This is a genomic window from Motilibacter rhizosphaerae (assembly GCF_004216915.1).
GTDB classification, from domain to species: domain Bacteria; phylum Actinomycetota; class Actinomycetes; order Motilibacterales; family Motilibacteraceae; genus Motilibacter; species Motilibacter rhizosphaerae.
On sequence record NZ_SGXD01000003.1, the window covers coordinates 103,385 to 120,010 of the forward strand.

The 16,626-nt window shown below is 72.1% G+C and carries 14 protein-coding genes; 3 read left to right on the top strand and 11 right to left on the bottom strand.

Going from position 1 to position 16,626, the window contains the following annotated elements; all coding sequences use genetic code 11:
* Position 1 precedes the first annotated feature (1 nt).
* Positions 2 to 772: a hypothetical protein gene (locus tag EV189_RS11235; RefSeq protein ID WP_130493079.1), complete on the bottom strand. Its 771-nt coding sequence runs from the start codon at positions 770 to 772 to the stop codon at positions 2 to 4.
* A gap of 546 nt (positions 773 to 1,318) precedes the next feature.
* Positions 1,319 to 4,504: a DEAD/DEAH box helicase gene (locus tag EV189_RS11240; RefSeq protein ID WP_130493080.1), complete on the bottom strand. Its 3,186-nt coding sequence runs from the start codon at positions 4,502 to 4,504 to the stop codon at positions 1,319 to 1,321.
* A gap of 77 nt (positions 4,505 to 4,581) precedes the next feature.
* On the opposite strand from EV189_RS11240, the gene EV189_RS11245 reads away from it, so the two are divergent.
* From EV189_RS11245 to EV189_RS11255, 3 genes are all read left to right on the top strand, one after another.
* Entirely contained in the window at positions 4,582 to 6,795 is a 2,214-nt protein-coding gene (locus tag EV189_RS11245) for a LamG domain-containing protein (RefSeq protein WP_165400262.1), read from the top strand.
* 146 nt (positions 6,796 to 6,941) lie between these two features.
* Positions 6,942 to 7,262: a hypothetical protein gene (locus tag EV189_RS11250; RefSeq protein ID WP_130493082.1), complete on the top strand. Its 321-nt coding sequence runs from the start codon at positions 6,942 to 6,944 to the stop codon at positions 7,260 to 7,262.
* 116 nt (positions 7,263 to 7,378) lie between these two features.
* Complete coding sequence (locus EV189_RS11255; protein WP_130493083.1) at positions 7,379 to 7,966, top strand: TMEM175 family protein; 588 nt, start codon at positions 7,379 to 7,381, stop codon at positions 7,964 to 7,966.
* A gap of 2 nt (positions 7,967 to 7,968) precedes the next feature.
* Here EV189_RS11255 and EV189_RS20195 read toward each other — a convergent pair whose 3' ends face one another.
* The 9 genes from EV189_RS20195 to EV189_RS11295 all read right to left on the bottom strand — a co-directional run bounded on the left by EV189_RS20195 (position 7,969) and on the right by EV189_RS11295 (position 16,584).
* Positions 7,969 to 8,136 carry a hypothetical protein gene (locus EV189_RS20195; RefSeq protein WP_165400263.1) on the bottom strand — a complete coding sequence of 56 codons (168 nt, stop codon included), beginning with the start codon at positions 8,134 to 8,136 and terminating at the stop codon, positions 7,969 to 7,971.
* A gap of 25 nt (positions 8,137 to 8,161) precedes the next feature.
* Positions 8,162 to 9,094: a glycoside hydrolase family 43 protein gene (locus tag EV189_RS11260; protein ID WP_130493084.1), complete on the bottom strand. Its 933-nt coding sequence runs from the start codon at positions 9,092 to 9,094 to the stop codon at positions 8,162 to 8,164.
* Positions 9,091 to 10,617, bottom strand: a complete 1,527-nt coding sequence (gene arfA, locus EV189_RS11265; protein WP_231116292.1) for an arabinosylfuranosidase ArfA — start codon at positions 10,615 to 10,617, stop codon at positions 9,091 to 9,093. The genes EV189_RS11260 and arfA overlap by 4 nt, the downstream gene beginning before the upstream one ends.
* 31 nt (positions 10,618 to 10,648) lie before the next feature.
* Positions 10,649 to 11,443 (bottom strand): carbohydrate ABC transporter permease, encoded by a 795-nt coding sequence (locus EV189_RS11270; RefSeq protein ID WP_165400264.1) that lies wholly within the window; start codon positions 11,441 to 11,443, stop codon positions 10,649 to 10,651.
* Between the two features lie 91 nt (positions 11,444 to 11,534).
* Complete coding sequence (locus EV189_RS11275) at positions 11,535 to 12,446, bottom strand: carbohydrate ABC transporter permease (protein ID WP_130493086.1); 912 nt, start codon at positions 12,444 to 12,446, stop codon at positions 11,535 to 11,537.
* Between the two features lie 34 nt (positions 12,447 to 12,480).
* Positions 12,481 to 13,761, bottom strand: a complete 1,281-nt coding sequence (locus EV189_RS11280; RefSeq protein WP_130493087.1) for an ABC transporter substrate-binding protein — start codon at positions 13,759 to 13,761, stop codon at positions 12,481 to 12,483.
* 87 nt (positions 13,762 to 13,848) lie between these two features.
* Positions 13,849 to 14,877, bottom strand: coding sequence for a LacI family DNA-binding transcriptional regulator (locus EV189_RS11285; RefSeq protein WP_130493088.1), 1,029 nt, complete (start codon positions 14,875 to 14,877; stop codon positions 13,849 to 13,851).
* 290 nt (positions 14,878 to 15,167) lie between these two features.
* The gene (locus tag EV189_RS11290) at positions 15,168 to 15,854 is read right to left on the bottom strand and encodes a DUF1345 domain-containing protein (RefSeq protein WP_130493089.1); all 687 of its coding nucleotides are present in this window, start codon (positions 15,852 to 15,854) and stop codon (positions 15,168 to 15,170) included.
* 94 nt (positions 15,855 to 15,948) lie between these two features.
* On the bottom strand, positions 15,949 to 16,584 hold the full coding sequence (locus tag EV189_RS11295) for a TetR/AcrR family transcriptional regulator (RefSeq protein WP_231116294.1): 636 nt from the start codon (positions 16,582 to 16,584) through the stop codon (positions 15,949 to 15,951).
* Positions 16,585 to 16,626: the final 42 nt, after the last annotated feature.

Below are 16,626 nucleotides of genomic sequence, written 5' to 3' on the forward strand. Positions count from 1 at the left end.
CTTAGCAGTGCGTCTCCATGCCCGTGGCGTCCGTCCCCAGGATGCGCAGGTCGCGGACGACCGGCAGCGGCACCTGCTTCTCGACGTCGGCGCAGGCGACGGGACCACCGGACTCGTCGACGACGATGTGCCAGGCGCCGCCGGAGCGCTCGAGCACGGCGACGAGCTCGGTCTGCGTGCACACGCCCTCGCCCCACGCCCAGCCCCGATTGACCGTGGAGACGTGGAAGCCCAGCGGGCCGCCGCCGAGCTTCGCACCGCGCGACGCGCACTCCGCGGTGAAGGCCGCCGTGAGAGCGGTCAGCTCCGTCGCCGTCGGCGGCCGACCGCCGATCGGGACCACCTGGTAGTCGCGGACCATGTCGATCGAGCGCGAACGGTGGCCCTGCGCGTCGTGCTTCGGGTAGGTCAGCACGATCCGGCCGAAGATGCGCCCGCTGGCCTCGGTGTCGATCGGCCCGCTGAGCGCCAGTCGGACGGGGTAGCTCCGCCACGAGCCGTCGGCGCAGTCCGGCTTGCAATCGTTGACGGACTCGGTCCCCGTGCCGGTCGCGCCCGTCGCCGTCCACCGGGTCCAGCGAAGGCCCTTGAGCTCCCAGGTGCTGTCGCACGACAGCCAGAGCGTGTGCGGGCGCAGCGCGGCCTTGACGTCGCAGCCGCGGAGCTTCGGCAGCGGCGTCGCCGCCGAGGCCGGCGCCACGAGGGCGAGCGAGCTCACGATCGCGCTCAGCAGGGCGGCGAGCAGCGGGACCAGCAGGCGAGGGAGGCGCACGACGGCGACTCTAGCCACGGCAGGTGCGGGGACGGCTGCTCGCCGCTCGCGCGAGGGCCTTCGGCTCACCGCTGGAAAGTTGATCAGGTTGCCCGATCAGGTTCGCGCCCAGCAGCACGAGGTGGTCGCCGAAGGGGTTGAATCTCGTGATGCTCGCCGTCAGTTCGTGTGCCGCGCGGCTGAGGAGGCGGACGGCCTTGGCGGTGCGTCGCCCCATCAGTGTTGTGCCGCCGGGGCCACCGTCGTGGGCGAGTACGGATGGACCCCCATCGGGTAGCCGCCAGCGCAGGAGGCCGGCCGGCCGGGGGCGGGTCCGGGCCGTCGGGCGCCGTACCGCGTCAGCGGGCCCCGACGAGACCGCTCTCGCGCAGCCACTCCTCCCCCTCGGCGTGACTCCACTCGATCGGGCAGCCTGATCAAGTTCACCCCAGGACGGCCCGTGATCTGCATGATCACGGGCGAGGGAGGGGGCTCCGCCGCCACAAGATGTGCATGATCAGCGCGGGGAGGTGGGGCCCGCGAGGACCTCAGCGACGGCGCCCGCACTCAGCCCAGCAGGCCGCGTACGTCGTCCGCCGTGAGCGGGCCGGAGACCGCGCCGTCGTCGTCGACCACCTGGCGGAACAGCGCCTCCTTCTTCGCCTTGAGGTCCTGCACCTTCTCCTCGATCGTCCCGGTCGCCACAAGGCGGTAGACCATGACCGGCTTGTCCTGGCCGATGCGGTGGGCGCGGTCGACGGCCTGCGCCTCGACGGCGGGGTTCCACCACGGGTCGAGGATGTAGACGTAGTCGGCGGCGGTGAGGTTGAGCCCCACTCCCCCGGCCTTGAGGCTGATGAGGAACACCGACGCGGCACCCGAGCTGAACTCGGCGATCGGCGCCTCGCGGTCGCGCGTACGCCCGTCGAGGTAGGCGCTGCGGATCCCGGCGGAGTCCAGGCGCGTGCGGACGAGCTGGAGGAACCGGGTGAACTGGCTGAACACCAGCACCTGGTGGCCCTCGGCGACGACCTCGACCAGCTGCTCGAGCAGGACCTCGATCTTGCTGGAGGGCAGGCCCGTGTACTCAGGGTCGACGAGCTCCGGCGCGAGCGCGAGCTGGCGCAGCATCGTCAGCGACTTGAGGATCTCGAAGCGGTTGCGCTTGAAGTCGTGCAGCAGCCCCATGACCTTGCGCCGCTCGCGGTTGAGGTGCGCCTGGTAGACGCGGAAGTGCTTCGGCTCCAGGGGGACGTCGAGGATCTGCTCCTGCTTGGGCGGCAGCTCGGAGGCGACCTGCTCCTTGGTGCGCCGCAGCATAAGCGGCCGTACGCGCCGGTGGAGCTGCGCGAGCAGCTCGGGGTGGTTGCCCCGCTCGATGGGCCGCTGGTAGATCTCGGTGAAGACCTCGTGGTCCGGGTAGAGCCCGGGCGCGGCGATGGAGAGCAAGGACCACAGATCCAGCAGGCTGTTCTCGAGCGGGGTGCCCGTCACGGCCAACCGGAAGGGCGCGGAGATCTTGCGGGCAGCGGCGTACGTGCGCCCGCGCGGGTTCTTGACGTACTGCGCCTCGTCGAGCACGAGCCCGGCCCAGTCGAGCGCGCTGTAGGACGGCTCGTCGATGCGTAGCAGCGTGTAGGACGTGACCACGACGTCGGCCCCGGCGATGTCCTCGGCGAGCGGGACCCGCCGCTTGGACGTGGTCGCGGTGACCGTGCGCACGTCGAGACCCGGCGCGAACCGCGCCGCCTCCCGGGCCCAGCCCGCGACCACACTCGTCGGCGCGACGACGAGGAACGGCCCACCAGCAGGGGAAGCAGCGCGAGCGTGCAGCACGAGCGCCAGCGTCTGCAGAGTCTTCCCGAGGCCCATGTCATCGGCGAGGATGCCGCCGAGCTGGTGCTGCCAGAGGAAGGCCAGCCACTGGAAGCCGGCACGCTGGTAGGGCCGCAGTTCTGCCTGCAGGCCGGGAGGTTCCGGCGGAGGCGGAGCGTCGGGCAGCTCCAGCAGACCGCGTACGGCGGTGTTCCAGCGCTCGCTCTGCGACTGCACGATCCCCAGCCGCAGCAGCTCCTGCCAGAGGCCGACCTGGTAGACGCTCAGCGAGAGGTTCTCCGAGGTGCGGTCCTGCACGCGCTCAGCCTCCTCGATGAGCTCGCGCAGGGTCTCGAGCTCCGGTCGGCGCAGGTCGAGGTAGCTGCCGCCCTCGAGCATGAGGTGCGTCCGCCCCTGCACGAGCGAGCGGAACAGCTTGTCGAACGGCACGACCTCACCGTCGACCGAGACCGTGACGGCCAGGTCGTACCAGTCGCGGTGGCGCCCGGTCTCCTCCGCGGTGATGCCGATGACGGGCGGGAGCGTGACCGGCCGGAAGTCGGGCCGCTCCCCGAGCTCGGTGAGCCGCACGCCGGAGGAGCGCAGCAGCGGCAGCACCTCCTGCACGAGCTCGACCGCGTCCATGTCGCGGACGTGCGGCGGCATGTCGAGGAAGCGCTGGACCCGGTCGGAGAGGGCGTCGAGCACCCGGTGCTCCTCGTCGAGGTCACGGGAGACCCCGCTCGCGGCTCCGGTGAGCGGGACGCGGGTGACGGCGTCGCCCACGCGGTACTCGAACCCCCAGGCGAGGTCGGCCTCGAGCCCGGACCACGCGATGGTGAGGGCCAGCACGGGCGGCTCGACCTCGGGCGGGCTGACGCTGCCGTCGCGCGACACGAGCGGGGCGACCTGGCGCAGCGCCGGGTAGTAGCCCGAGAAGAACGCGGCGGACTCGGTCGCCGGGATCGTCAGCGGCTCGGTCGCGCGCCACAGCTCGCGGAGCCGGTCGTCGAGCTGCTCGGGGAAGGGCACGACGACGAGGCTGGCGTCCTGCTGGTCCGGCGCGAGGGCGGCGACGACGCGCGGGTCGTGCGAGAACGCCCCCACCGGCGGCTCGCCCACGAGGTCGAGCTCGGAGAGCGGCACGCCCCCGGCAGCGTGCTGGAGGACCGGCTGCAGGCGGATCGCGCCGTCCTCGTCGGCCAGGTCGAGGGCGACCGGCGCCGACTCCGCGAGGGCCACCGGGCGCAGCCGGTCGTCGACGAGGGCGACGCCGCGCGCCGCCGCCCGCTGCAGCAGCCGCAGCGCGGTCGGGCCGAAGTCGGTGACGCGGATCGAGCTCGAGCTGCTGCCGTAGTAGTAAGCCCCCGACACCGCCGCATGCGCCTGGGCGATGTCGCGCAGCGCCTCGCGCTGGGCCTTGTCGTAGCGGCCGAGCAGGTCCGTGCGCCGCAGGTCCAGCCACGACACCCCGGTCTTCACCCACTGCCCCTTGGCCCCCTGGCACAGCGGGCGCAGCCGCAGCTCCTGGCGCGTCCGCTGCCCCACCGCCGGCGTCGCCACCGCGTCGACGAGCAGCGCGAGCGGCTTCCCTCGCGAGGCGGGCACCGTCTCGACGACCGCGGCGAGGCTGCGCTGCCAGCTCGACCCGGCGGGCCCGGTGCGCGCGGCGAGCAGCAGGGCGGCCACGTGCTTGCAGTCGAACGCCACCGGGCAGGAGCAGTGGCCCGCGACGCCCTTGCCCTTGGGCGCGACGAGGACCTGGTAAGGCGCGGGCATCGTCCCCTTGACCAGCCCGGAGATCTCCCCCGACGCGGCGTCGCGGGTCAGGCCGGTGACACGGCCGGCCTCGGCCAGCGCCCGCCCCAGCTCGTACGCACGGGTGCCCACGAGCGCGCGGATCTCCGCGTCCGCGAGGGCGTCGAGCGAGCGGGCCATGCCGGCGAGTCTAGGAAGCGGGGGTGACAGGCCCTCGCGCACGTCATGCCGGGGACGTCCCTGCCGATGGGACGCGCGTGAGCAGCGCAGAGGGACGCCGCACGCGGGCCGTGCTCTGCCTGCTCCTCGCCCTCCTCGTGGTCCCCGTGGGCGTCGCCCGCGCCGCCTTCCGCGGGACCGGGACCAGCTCGAGCACGCTGACGGCGGCGTCCTCGTTCGACGACTACCCGACCGCGGTGGGCCGCCAGTCGCCCTCGCTCTACTACCGCCAGGACGAGGCCGCGTCGGCGAGCTCCACGAGCACCGCCACCAGCAGCAGCGGCTCCTCGTCGGGGACCTACAACGGGCGCACCGACGGCCCGTCGCTGTGGTGGAAGGCGGACGAGGCGTCGGGCACCACGGCGTACGACTCCTCGGGCGGGGCCGACCCCGGCACGGTCACCGGCGCGACCGTCGGGGCGACCGGCTGGTCCGGCAACGCGTTCTCCTTCGGCGCCAGCAGCGCCCAGGTGGTGGCGTCGGCGCGCCCGGCCGTGCGTACGGACCGGAGCTTCAGCGTCTCGGCGCGCATCATGTTCGCCGGCACCGCAGGGACCCAGACCGTCGTCAGCCAGGACGGCTCGGTCAACTCCGCGTTCTACCTCGGCTACAAGGCCGGGACCGGCTGGCGGTTCGTGCTCACGTCGGCCGACACCTCCGGCGCGACCCTCAACCAGTCCCTGCTGGCCAGCACGGCGGGCACCAGCTCGTGGTACGACCTCGTCGGGGTCTACGACAGCACCGCCGGCACGGCGACCGTCTACGTCAACGGCACGGCAGGCGGTGCCACCAGCGTGCCCGCGCTGTGGAACGCGACAGGGTCGCTCGAGGTCGGCCGGTCGCTCTACCACGGCGCCGCGAGCGACCCGGTCAACGGCAAGGTCGACGACATCCGCGTCTACAACCGGGCGCTGACGCCGAGCGAGATCTCGGCGATCTCCAGCAGCACGGCGTACTACGGCCGCTGGGACTTCTCCGAGTCGGCGGGCGCGTCGAGCGCGGCCGACACGTCGGGCAACACGCCGACCATCCCGCTGACGCTCGCCAGCGACGCCGGCTCCCCGCCGGCGTTCGGGCAGGGCGGGAAGTACGGCAACGGCCTCGCGCTGGCGGCCGCCAGCCAGCAGTACGCCACGAGCGGCAGCACACCCGTGGTCCCGGCGAACACCAGCTTCACGACGTCCGCGTGGGTGCTGACGAACACCCTCGGCAGCTACGCCGACGCGGTCACGCAGGTCGCCGACACCGGCAGCTACTTCTGGCTCACCTTCGACGGGACCTACGGCAGCTACGGGCGCTGGGTCTTCGGGATCAACAGCACGGTCAGCACCGCGGTCACCGCGACGTACGCACCGGCGAGCTCACCGGTGAACTCGTGGACGTTCCTCACGGGGACCTACGACGCGAGCACGCACCTGATGAAGCTGTACGTCGGCAGCACCCTGGTCAACACGGCCTCGGTGACGCTGAACTACGTGCCGACCACCATGGGCGGGCTGCAGGTCGGGCGCGGCCGCAACGCCGGCAGCCCGACGAACTACTGGCCGGGCACGCTCGACCAGGTGCACGTCTACAACCGTGCGCTGACCCAGGCCGAGGTCACGACGCTCTACAACAGCGGCGGCGCGCAGGGCACCGAGCCGGTCAGCAGCGACGTCATCGCCATGGCCGCAGCGCAGACCGGGGCGCTGCAGGGGGCGCAGCAGGGGCAGACGGGGTCGACGGCCGTCGCGTACTCCGGCACGGCCAACGGCTACGACACGACGCAGGTGACGACGCCGAGCTCGACCTTCTCGCTGGAGTGCTGGTTCAAGGTCGCGCCGGGCCAGGGCGGGGCGCTGATCGGCTACACGAACGACAAGACCGGGATGTCGAGCTCGGCCTGGAACCAGAACCTCTACATCGACACGGGCGGATACGTCGAGTTCGGCGTCAACAACGGCGCCAGCAGCCTCACGATCATCAAGTCCGACAGCCCGGAGGCCGACGGCGCCTGGCACCACGTCGCGGCGACCTCGGGTCCCGCCGGCATGCTGCTCTACGTCGACGGGGTCAAGCAGGCCATGACGGGCCCGGCCTACACCACCGTGCAGAACTACACGGGCTACTGGCGCTGGGGCGGGAACCAGCTGTCGGGGTGGCAGAACTCCCCGTCGAACCCGTACCTCGTCGGGAGCCTCGACGAGGTCGCGGTCTACCCCGTCCAGCTCACCGCGCAGCAGGTCGCCTGGCACTTCCACGCCAACCACTGAGCTTCCCGTCACCCGTTCGGAGGCGGGGAGCGCTCTCTTCGGCCCGCTGCGTCACGATCGCATCACGACTGCGGGCACGGTGTTCCGCACGGCTGGGCGCGGTGCCACGGTGTCGCTTGTCTCACCCGTCGGACGAGGAGGTCCGTGTGGAGCAGGACGAGAGTCGGATCAGCCAGCTGCTGCCGAGCCAGGCGCGGCGCCCCGTGCTCGTGACGATGGGCCCGGACGGGGACCTCAGCGTCGAGCGGCAGCGGGTGGCAGAAGCGGTCCGGACGAGCAGGGCCGGGGACGTGATCGTGCTGGACACCGCGGCGGTGCAGGGCCCGTCGGTGTCGCTGGCGTTCTTCCTGCACAGCGCCATCGAGGCAGCGCTGCTGCGCGGCGCGCGGCTCGAGGTGCTGCCCGAGGGCGGGCAGGTCCGCGAGCGGCTGGAGACCGAGGGCATCGGCGCGGGACGACCGGCGTAGCGACCGTCGACCGGAGCGGCGGGAGGGGCGCTCCGGTCGCAGGCCGCGTGGCGTACCCGAGTCGGGGACGGGGCGACTCGGGTACGGGTCGGCGCCGTCCCGGCTAGCGTCTGGCCATGCCCACCTCTCGCCTGGAAGCGTTCACCGACGGCGTCCTCGCCATCATCATCACGATCATGGTGCTCGAGCTGAAGGTGCCCGAGCAGACCACGTGGGCGGCCGTGCACGACGAGCTGCCGGTGCTGCTGAGCTACGTGCTGAGCTTCATCTTCGTCGGCATCTACTGGAACAACCACCACCACATGCTGCACGCCACCGACCGCGTGGACGGGCTGGTGCTGTGGGCGAACCTGCACCTGCTGTTCTGGCTCTCGCTGGTGCCGTGGGCGGCCGGCTTCATGGGCGAGCACCACTTCGACGCCGTCCCCGTCGCGCTGTACGGCGCCATCCAGCTCGCGGCGGCCATCGCGTACTTCCTGCTGCAGACGTGCATCATCCGGCTGCAGGGCGAGCAGTCGCTGGTGCGCATCGCCGTCGGCAGCGACCTCAAGGGCAAGCTGTCGCCGGTGCTCTGCCTGCTCGGGATCGCGCTGACGCCGCTGAGCGCGTGGGCCGGGCTGGCGGCGTACGTCGTGCTGGCGAGCGCCTGGCTGGTGCCCGACCGGCGGATCGAGCGGGTCGTGGCCGGGCGGGCGGAGGCGTAGGGCTAGCGGCGGCGCCGGTGCCTGCGCCGCTCGACGACGGACGCGGAGCCGAGCCCGAGGGCCGCGAGCAGGTAGAACGCGGCGGCTCCGCGCTGGCCGGAAGCCCAGGCGAAGGCGGCGGCCGCGAGCAGGCCGGCGGCCGCGACGCCGAGCAGCCGCGCACTCCTCATCGCCGGGTCACGCAGCCATGGTGCCTCAGCCGAGCTCGACCACGGGCCCCTGCTCGGTCCACGTCAGCGGCGCGAGGTGCGGGCGCCGTAGTCGGCGTGCGTCGTCCCACGCGTGGAAGACGAGGAAGTCCCTGCCCTCCGCGAGCAGCACGCTGCAGTGCCCGGGCCCGAGCAGGCCGCTCGCCGACGACAGGACGCTCGGCCCCTCCCCCACGGGAGCCCAGTCCCCGTCGAGGCTGGCCGCGGCGGCGAGGCCCACGCCGTAGCCCTCGCCCTGCCAGTTGCCGCCGCTGTAGAGCATCCACCAGCGGCCCTGCCGGTACTGCAGCGACGGACCCTCGAGCGTGTGCCAGTCGCGCCGCTCGCCGTAGATCAACCGGTCGCGCTGGTAGACCTGCCAGTCCGCGTCGGCCGTGAGGACGATCTCGACCGGTCCCAGCTCGGTCATGTGGTGGAGCCGCGCACGGGCGATCACGGTCCCGGGCCGGGGACCGGCCAGGTGGTCGGTCGCGAAGTAGAGCCACCAGGAGCCGTCGGCGTCCTGCACAGGCGAGGCGTCGATGGCGAAGGGGAGACCCGGCGTGAGGACGACCCCGACGTCCTCGAAGGGCCCCAGCGCGGAACGGGAGGCGGCGACCCGGAGGGCGTGACCCACCTCCCCCGCCCCCACCGAGTAGTAGAGGTAGTAGGTGCCGTCGGCGTGGGCGACCTCGGGTGCCCAGTACTCCGCGCCCTCGGGCTCGTCGGCGAGCCGGGTGAGTGCACCGCCCACGTGTCGCCACGTCCGCAGGTCCTCGCTGTGCAGCAGGCAGAACACACGCGGATCGTCCCGGGCGACCGTCGGGTCCGTGCCGTACAGGACGAAGCCCTCGGGCGTCGCGAGCGCGAAGGGGTCGGCGCAGTAGCCGTCCCAGGCGGGGATGCGGGCGGACACCGGGCCGGCCTGGACCGTGGTCATGCCTCCCCCTGCGCCGGGACCAGCCGCAGCACGCTCCAGGAGACCGGCGGCAGCGGGACGGAGAAGCCGGTCTCCGTGGCGCGTGCGGCCTCCGCCGTCCCCGCGGCGCTGCGCGGTGCCACGCGCTCGGGGGTCGCCCGGGTGTTGCTCGCGTCGAGGTCGGCCCCGCCCAGCAGCAGGTGCTCGGCGACGGTGAGAGCACCGAACGCCCGCAGGCCGAGCTGAAGGTCGACGGTCTGGTCCTGGTGCCGGTTGAGCGCGAACACCGTCACCGCGCCGGTCGCGGGGTCGTGCACCGCGACTGCGTCAGCGGCGGGGACCTCGCCGAGGGCCTTGGTGGGGATCGCGGCGACCTGCGGCCGGGTCTGCAGCACTATCCCCCGGGCGAGCCGCGCCGTGAGCGAGAACGGGAAGAACGTCGTCTGCCGCCAGGCGGCGACGTCGGGCTCGGCCCGGATCGGGGCGATGACGTTGACCAGCTGGGCGAGCGCGGCGACCCCGACGCGGTCGGCGTGCCGCAGCAGGCTCATGAGCAGGCCGCCGACGACGACCGCATCCTCGACGTCGTAGTCCTCCTCGATGAGCCGCGGGTCGGGGACCCAGTCCTCGGTGGTGCCGGGAGTCCTGCCGTCGTACCAGACGTTCCACTCGTCGAAGCTGACCATGAGCTTCTTGCGGGAGCGGCGCTTCGCACCGATGTGGTCCGCGGTCGCGACGACTCCGTCGATGAACTCGTCCATGGCGACGCCCGAGGCCAGCCAGCCGGCGCGGTCCTCGGGGTCGTTGGTGAAGTACGCGTGGAGCGAGATGTAGTCCACGACGTCGTACGCGTGCTCGAGGACCGTCGCCTCCCACTGTCCGAAGGTCGGCATGCTGGGCGTCGAGCTGCCGCAGGCGACGAGCTCGATCGTCGGGTCGACCGCGCGCATCGCCTTGCCGGTCTGGGCGGCGAGCCGGCCGTACTCGTCGGCCGACTTGAAGCCGAGCTGCCAGGGCCCGTCCATCTCGTTGCCGAGGCACCAGAGCCTGATGCCGAACGGGTCCGGCGAGCCGTTGCGGGCGCGCAGGTCCGACCACGCCGTGCCGCCGGGGTGGTTGGCGTACTCCAGCAGGTTGCAGGCGTCCTCGATGCCGCGCGTACCGAGGTTGACCGCCATCATCGGCTCGACCTCGGCCTGCGCGGCCCACGTCATGAACTCGTGCAGCCCGAAGGTGTTCGGCTCGGTGCTGTGCCAGGCGAGGTTGAGCCGGGAGGGACGCTGCTCGACCGGGCCGACGCCGTCCTCCCAGCGGTAGCCGGAGACGAAGTTCCCGCCCGGGTAGCGCACGAGGCTGACGCCGAGGTCGCGGGTGAGCTTGAGGACGTCGGCGCGGTAGCCCGCGGTGTCGGACTCGAGGTGGCCGGGGTCGACGATGCCGCCGTAGACGCAGCGGCCCATGTGCTCGATGAACGAGCCGAACAGGCGGCGGGGCACCTCCCCCACGGTGAAGTCGGGGTCGAGGGTGACGCGGCAGGTGATCACGGGAGGCTCCGGGTGGGAGGCGGGGCGGGTGTCACTTGAGCCCCGAGGCGGCGACGCCCTGGACGAAGAAGCGCTGCGCGAGCAGGAAGGCCAGCGCCAGCGGGCTGAGCGAGATGGCGGCGCCGGCCATGAGCGCGGCGTGGTCGACCCCGTCCGAGCTGGAGAACATCGTCAGCGCGGCGGGCAGCGTGCGCTTGGACGGGTCGCTGGTGACGACCAGGGGCCAGAGGAAGTCGTTCCACAGGGCGGCGAACTGGATGACGAACAGCGAGGCCAGTGCGGGCTTGGACAGCGGGAGGATGATCCGCCAGTAGATCGTCCACGGGCCCGCGCCGTCGATGCGCGCGGCCTCGTCGAGCTCCTTGGGAAGCTGGACGAAGAACTGGCGCAGCATGAAGATGCCGAGCGCGCTGGTGGCGCGCGGGAGGATGAGCCCGTGCTCGGTGTTGAGCCAGCCCAGGTGGAACAGCGTGAGGAACACCGGGATCAGCGTCACCTGGAACGGCACCATGAGGGTGGCGAGGATGAGCACGAACAGCGCGTTCTTGCCGCGGAACTCCAGCCGCGCCAGCGCGTACGCCGTGAGCGAGTCGAAGAACAGCAGCAGCACGCAGGTGCCGCCGGCGAAGACGAAGGTGTTGAGCACGAGCCGGCCGAAGGGCAGCTGGTCGACGACGGCGCGGAAGCCGTCCAGCGACCAGTGACCCGGCAGGATCGAGGCGGGGTGGGCGTAGAGGTCGGAGGCCGGGCGGAGCGCGACGCCCAGCATCCAGAGGAACGGCAGGATCGTCGCGAGCGCGGCGCCCGCGAGGACCACTGCGGCCATGAGGGATCCGGTGCGGGCGAGCAGCCGGGTGGCGCGAGGCGCCGGCCGACCCGGTGATGCCGCCCTGGTGCTGCGGGTGCCGGGGGCGGTCTCAGTCAACATCGCGGTACCTCAGGACGCGGAGCTGGACGAGGGCGACCGCGAGGATCACGACGAACAGCACCCAGGCGATGGCGCTCGCGTAGCCCAGGGAGAAGTCGACGAACCCGCGCTGGTAGAGGTACTGCACGACCGACTCGGTGTGGAACACCGGTCCGCCGCCGGTCATGACGTAGGACAGGTCGAACAGCTGCAGCCCCTGGATCGTCGCGATGACCGTGACGAAGAGCACCGAGGGGCGCAGCGTCGGCAGGGTGACGTGGCGGAACTGCGCCACCCTGCCGGCGCCGTCGAGCCGCGCGGCCTCGTACAGGTAGGTCGGGATCGCCTGGATCGCCGCGAGCAGCACGATCATGGTGAAGCCGAAGCCCTTCCAGATGCCGACCCCGATCATCGTGGGAAGCGCGAGCGATGTGGACTGCAGCCAGTTCGGGTGCCCGAGCCCCAGGTGGCCGGACCACGCGTCGACGAGGCCGACCTGGGGGTCGAGCAGGAACCGCCACACGATGCCGACGACTGCCATGGAGGCGATGAACGGGAAGAAGAACGCCGTCCGCAGCACCGAGCTGAACCACGTCGTGCGCCGGAGCGCCTCGGCCAGCAGCAGCCCGAGGGCCACCTGCCCCGCCGCGGTCCCTGCGGTGTAGAGGCAGGTGACCTTGAGCGCGTTCCAGAAGCGGCTGTCGTGCAGCAGGTCGGCGTAGTTGCCGAACCCGCGCATGCGGTGCGACGCCTCGCCCATCGACCAGTCGTGCAGGCTCATCCACCCGGACTGGACGATGGGCTCGACGATGAAAACGGCGATGAGCACGACGCTCGGGGCGACGAAGGCGTAGGCGGGGTTCCAGCGGAGGCGTCTCCGGGCCCGTGGGCCCGGCGACGTCCCCGTCGTCAACGCGGTCATCTCGTTCCTGCTCCCGTCGTGCTCGTGAGGTGGCTCAGGCCTTGCAGCCGGTGATGCCGTTGATCTGCTTGGCTGCAGCCGATGCTGCCCCGGCCACGTCGGAGCCGCGGGTGATCTTGCCGATCAGCGGGACGTAGACGTCACTGTCGACCTTCGACCCGGTGGGCAGGCCGGCGAGGTAGAGCCGGGCGTTCGGCAGGGCAGCGGCGAACTCCTTGGCGTCACCGGTCACCTGGCTCGCCAGATCCGTACGGACCGGCGGGAAGCCGCCCTTCGAGAACGCGAGCTGCGCGGTCTTGCCCGTCCAGTAGGCGAGGAACTGCTCCGCCTCCGCCTTGTGCTTGCTGGACTTCGCGACCATGAGCGGAACGGTGGAGGCGAGGGTGACCGGGCCGGCGCTGCCCGAGGGCACGGGAGCGATCCCGAGGTCGATGCCGGCCTTGCGGTAGCCGGCTGCCGCCCAGGGGCCGTTGATCTCGAACGCCGCCTTCTTCGAGGAGAACAGCGTGTCGGCGTCGGCACCCGTCTGGCCCACCGGGCTGACGTGGTCCTTCTGCACGAGGTCGGCCCAGGTCTTGAGGGCCGCGACGCTCTGCGGGCTGTCGATCGTCGCGCAGCCCTTCGCGTCGACGATGTCGCCGCCGCCGAGCCACTGCAGGATCGGCCACATCTGGATGGTCTCGTGGTCGGCGAGGGAGATGCCGTACTGCGTCGGCGTGCTCGACCCGGCCGGCAGCGTGAGCTTCTTGGCGTCGGTGACGAGCTCGTCGACCGTCGCCGGCGGGGCCGTGACGCCGGCCTTCTGCAGCAGGGCCTTGTTGTAGTAGAGGACGAGTGTCGCGAGGTTGGCGGGGACGGCGTACAGCTTGCCGTCGACCGTGAACGCCGAGGTGACGGTCTTCGGGAACGTGCTGACCTCGACCTTGGCGTCCCCGGTGCCGACAGCGGAGTCGAGCGGCTCGACCGAGTTGGTCTTGATGTACTGGAAGATCGCGTTCGGGTCGAAGCTCGGGGTCGCGAGGTCCGGGCCCTGGCCGGTGGCCCACGACTGCGGCAGCTTCTGCCCGATCGCGGCCCAGGGCTGGACGTCCATGGTCACCTGGATGTTGGGGTGCGCGGAGTTCCAGTTGTCGACGAGCGCCTGGTAGGACGGGCGGTCCGGACCCGTGAAGCCGGTGAGCATCTGCAGCTTCACGACCTTGCCGTTGTCCGACGCGGGCGTGCTCGACGAGCTGGACGAGCCGCACGCCGCGAGGGCGGTGAGGCTCAGGGCGATCGCCGCGCTGGGCAGCGCGCGGCGGGGGGCGTACGACATGGTGTCCTCCTTGACGGACCGTGGACGTGCAGGCATGGGGCGGCTGTGCGCCCGACCGCTGGCCGGGCGCGAGGGGGGGTTCCTGCGTCAGCAGCCGCAGGACGCGCGGGTGGTGAGCGAGACCGGCAGGGTCTCCGTACGCGGCTCCGGGACGTTGCGGTCGATGAGGTCGAGGAGCCGTCGGGCGGCGCGACGCCCGACGTCGACCGCGGGGACGGTGACGGTGCTGAGGGCAGGGGTGGTGAGGCGGGAGACGCCGAAGTCGTCGTAGCCGACGAGCCGCACGTCGCCCGGCACGTCGAGCCCGCGGGCGCGGAGCTCGAGCAGCGCGCCGTACGCCATCTCGTCGTTGGCGACGAAGATCGCCTGCATGTCAGAGTGTTCGTCGAGCAGCGCGGCGGTGGCGGCGCGCCCCGACTCCTCGCCGAAGTCGCCCTCGGCGATCCCGACCGGCTCGAGGCCGGCGGCGTGCAGGCTGCGGGTGAAGCCCTCGAGCCGGTCGATGGACGTCTGGTGGTTGTGCGGGCCGGTGATGGTGGCGATGCGGGTGGCGCCGTGGCCGACGAGGTGGTCGGTCGCCGCGCGGCCCCCGTCGACGTCGGCGACGCCGATGGCCACGGCGTCGGGGATCCGCGGGTAGTGCCCGACGAGCACGACCGGGACGCCGGAGTCCAGCAGCCGCAGCACGCCCGGGTCGTCGGCGGCGGCCGAGGCGATGATGGCGCCGTCGGCGGCGCGCGAGCGCAGGATCCGCTCGTACGCCGCCACTCCGTGCCGCTCGTCGGGGTTGGTGGAGATGAGCAGCGTGCCGTCGACCTCGTTGACGACCTCGTTGACTCCGTCGAGCAGGTGCATGAAGTACGGGTGGTTGAAGACGTGCTGGCCGGTGTTGGGCACGACGAGGGCGAGGGTGCCGGTCCGCTGGGCCCGCAGGGCGCGGGCGGCGGAGTTGGTGACGTAGCCGAGCTCCTGGGCGACCGCGCGGATCTCGCGCTTGGTCTGCTCGCCGATGCGGGCGTGGTCCGACAGGGCCATCGAGACGGCGCTGACGGACACCCCGGCGCGCTCCGCGATGTCGCGCAGCGTCACCCGCCGGGAGATCGGCGCCTGTGCCATGGAGTGCCCTTCGTCGGGCCGGTCGACCGGCTCGCTGTAACGATTGAGCAGACTGTGCGCTGCGGCGAAAGCGCCGTCAAGTACCGTTATCGAACCGTGACCTGATCGGGTGGGTCAGCTTGTGACCGCTGTTGACGGCGGCTCCGGCTCGCACTAGCGTCCTTGCTGCATCGATTGAGCAGGGCATCCCCCTCGGCGCCCTCCCCAACGTTGTGGGGCTGATTCGCGCCATAGCCCCGAACCAGCCCCACGACGTCGGGTGCGCGAGGGGGCTCGCCGCGCCAGGACCGCTACTTGCTCAGCCCCGCCAGCAGGTTGATGGTCGTGGCGAGGATGACCGCGCCGAACAGGAACGAGAGCAGCATGTGCCGGATCGCGAGGCGGCGCAGGGCGGAGGTCTGGAAGTCGGTGTCCGAGACCTGGAACGTCATGCCGATGGTCAGCGCGACGTAGGCGAAGTCGCTCCACACGGGCTGCGCGTCGGAGTTGAACGAGATGCCGCCGTCCTCGCCGCTGTAGTACTCCTGCGCGTACTTCAGCGTGTAGACCGTGTGCACGAGGAACCACGAGCTGGCGACGGTCGCGACCCCGATCGCCGCGAGGCCCAGCTCCTCCAGCCCCTTGGCCTGGCCGGCCTGCCCGAGGGCGTACGCGACGGCCCCGAGGCTGAGCACCGCCGCGAGGAGGAGGAGCAGGTCGGCCGCCCTGCGTGTCGGGTCCTCGCGCACGGCCGCGGCCGCAGTGCCCTCGGGGTCGAGGTGCCAGCTCGCCCGCCACACCCAGGCCAGGTAGACGACGAGGGTGACGACCCAGCCGAGCATCGCGGCGTACGCAGCGGGAACCGGCGTCGTCAGCCCCACGGCGAGGGCCACGGCGGTCCCGATGACGGCCGAGGTGACGACCTGGACGGCGGCGTGGGACGAGGGCGCCAGCCCGTGCTGCGGCAGGTCCTGCTGCGACGACGCCTTGTCGGTCATGATCTTGGGCTACCCCGCTCCGCGCGCTCCCCAACGTTGTGGTGCTGGTTCGCGTCATAGCCCCGAACCAGCACCACAACGTTGGGTGCCGAATTCAACGGCCGGGCCGGCGCCGCGGGTCGAGGCCGAGCGCCGTCCGCAGCGCGGGGACCACCTGCGCGGCGAGCTCGCCCGCGGGCATCGCGGCGACGGGGCCGACCTGCAGGAGGTAGCGCGCGAAGATCAGCCCCGCGATCTGCGCCATGCCCGCTGCGGCACGGGCGCGGGCGTGCGGCCCGGGCAGCCGCTCGGCGAGCCGGTCGAACACCTCGCGCTCGATGTACTCGCGCAACGCCGTCGCCATCGCCTCGTCGTGCAGGGCGCTGAGCATCAGGGTCCGCAGCAGCGGGCCGTCCACCGGGTCGTCCCAGACCTGCAGCACGCTGGCCACGATGCGCTCCGGGAGCAGGCGCACGTCGCCCTCGAGCAGGGCACCGAGGATCGCGGCGGGGTTCACCGGCAGCTCCATGGCGGCCCCGAACAGCCCCTTCTTGCTGCCGAAGTAGTGCGCGACGAGCTTGACGTCGACGCCCGCGGCCGCCGCGACCGCGCGCATGGTCGCCCGCTGGTAGCCGTGCTCGGCGAACTCCGTACGGGCCGCCGCGAGCAGCCGCTCGCGGGTGTCGGACGGCCCGGGGCGCCGGCCGCGGCGGGCGCGTACGGAATTCAACGCCGTTGCATTGGTCTCCACGGGCGCCCACGGTAGTCGCACCTGCTCCTCTCGTGGATCGAG

What these genes read in the sequence shown, in the direction of transcription:
- EV189_RS11240 (WP_130493080.1), bottom strand. Translation starts at nt 4,504, where the DNA reads ATGGCCCGCTCGCTCGACGCCCTCGCGGACGCGGAGATCCGCGCGCTC.
- EV189_RS11255 (WP_130493083.1), top strand. Translation starts at nt 7,379, where the DNA reads ATGCCCACCTCTCGCCTGGAAGCGTTCACCGACGGCGTCCTCGCCATC.
- EV189_RS20195 (WP_165400263.1), bottom strand. Translation starts at nt 8,136, where the DNA reads ATGAGGAGTGCGCGGCTGCTCGGCGTCGCGGCCGCCGGCCTGCTCGCG.
- EV189_RS11260 (WP_130493084.1), bottom strand. Translation starts at nt 9,094, where the DNA reads ATGACCACGGTCCAGGCCGGCCCGGTGTCCGCCCGCATCCCCGCCTGG.
- EV189_RS11270 (WP_165400264.1), bottom strand. Translation starts at nt 11,443, where the DNA reads ATGGCCGCAGTGGTCCTCGCGGGCGCCGCGCTCGCGACGATCCTGCCG.
- EV189_RS11275 (WP_130493086.1), bottom strand. Translation starts at nt 12,446, where the DNA reads ATGACCGCGTTGACGACGGGGACGTCGCCGGGCCCACGGGCCCGGAGA.
- EV189_RS11280 (WP_130493087.1), bottom strand. Translation starts at nt 13,761, where the DNA reads ATGTCGTACGCCCCCCGCCGCGCGCTGCCCAGCGCGGCGATCGCCCTG.
- EV189_RS11285 (WP_130493088.1), bottom strand. Translation starts at nt 14,877, where the DNA reads ATGGCACAGGCGCCGATCTCCCGGCGGGTGACGCTGCGCGACATCGCG.
- EV189_RS11290 (WP_130493089.1), bottom strand. Translation starts at nt 15,854, where the DNA reads ATGACCGACAAGGCGTCGTCGCAGCAGGACCTGCCGCAGCACGGGCTG.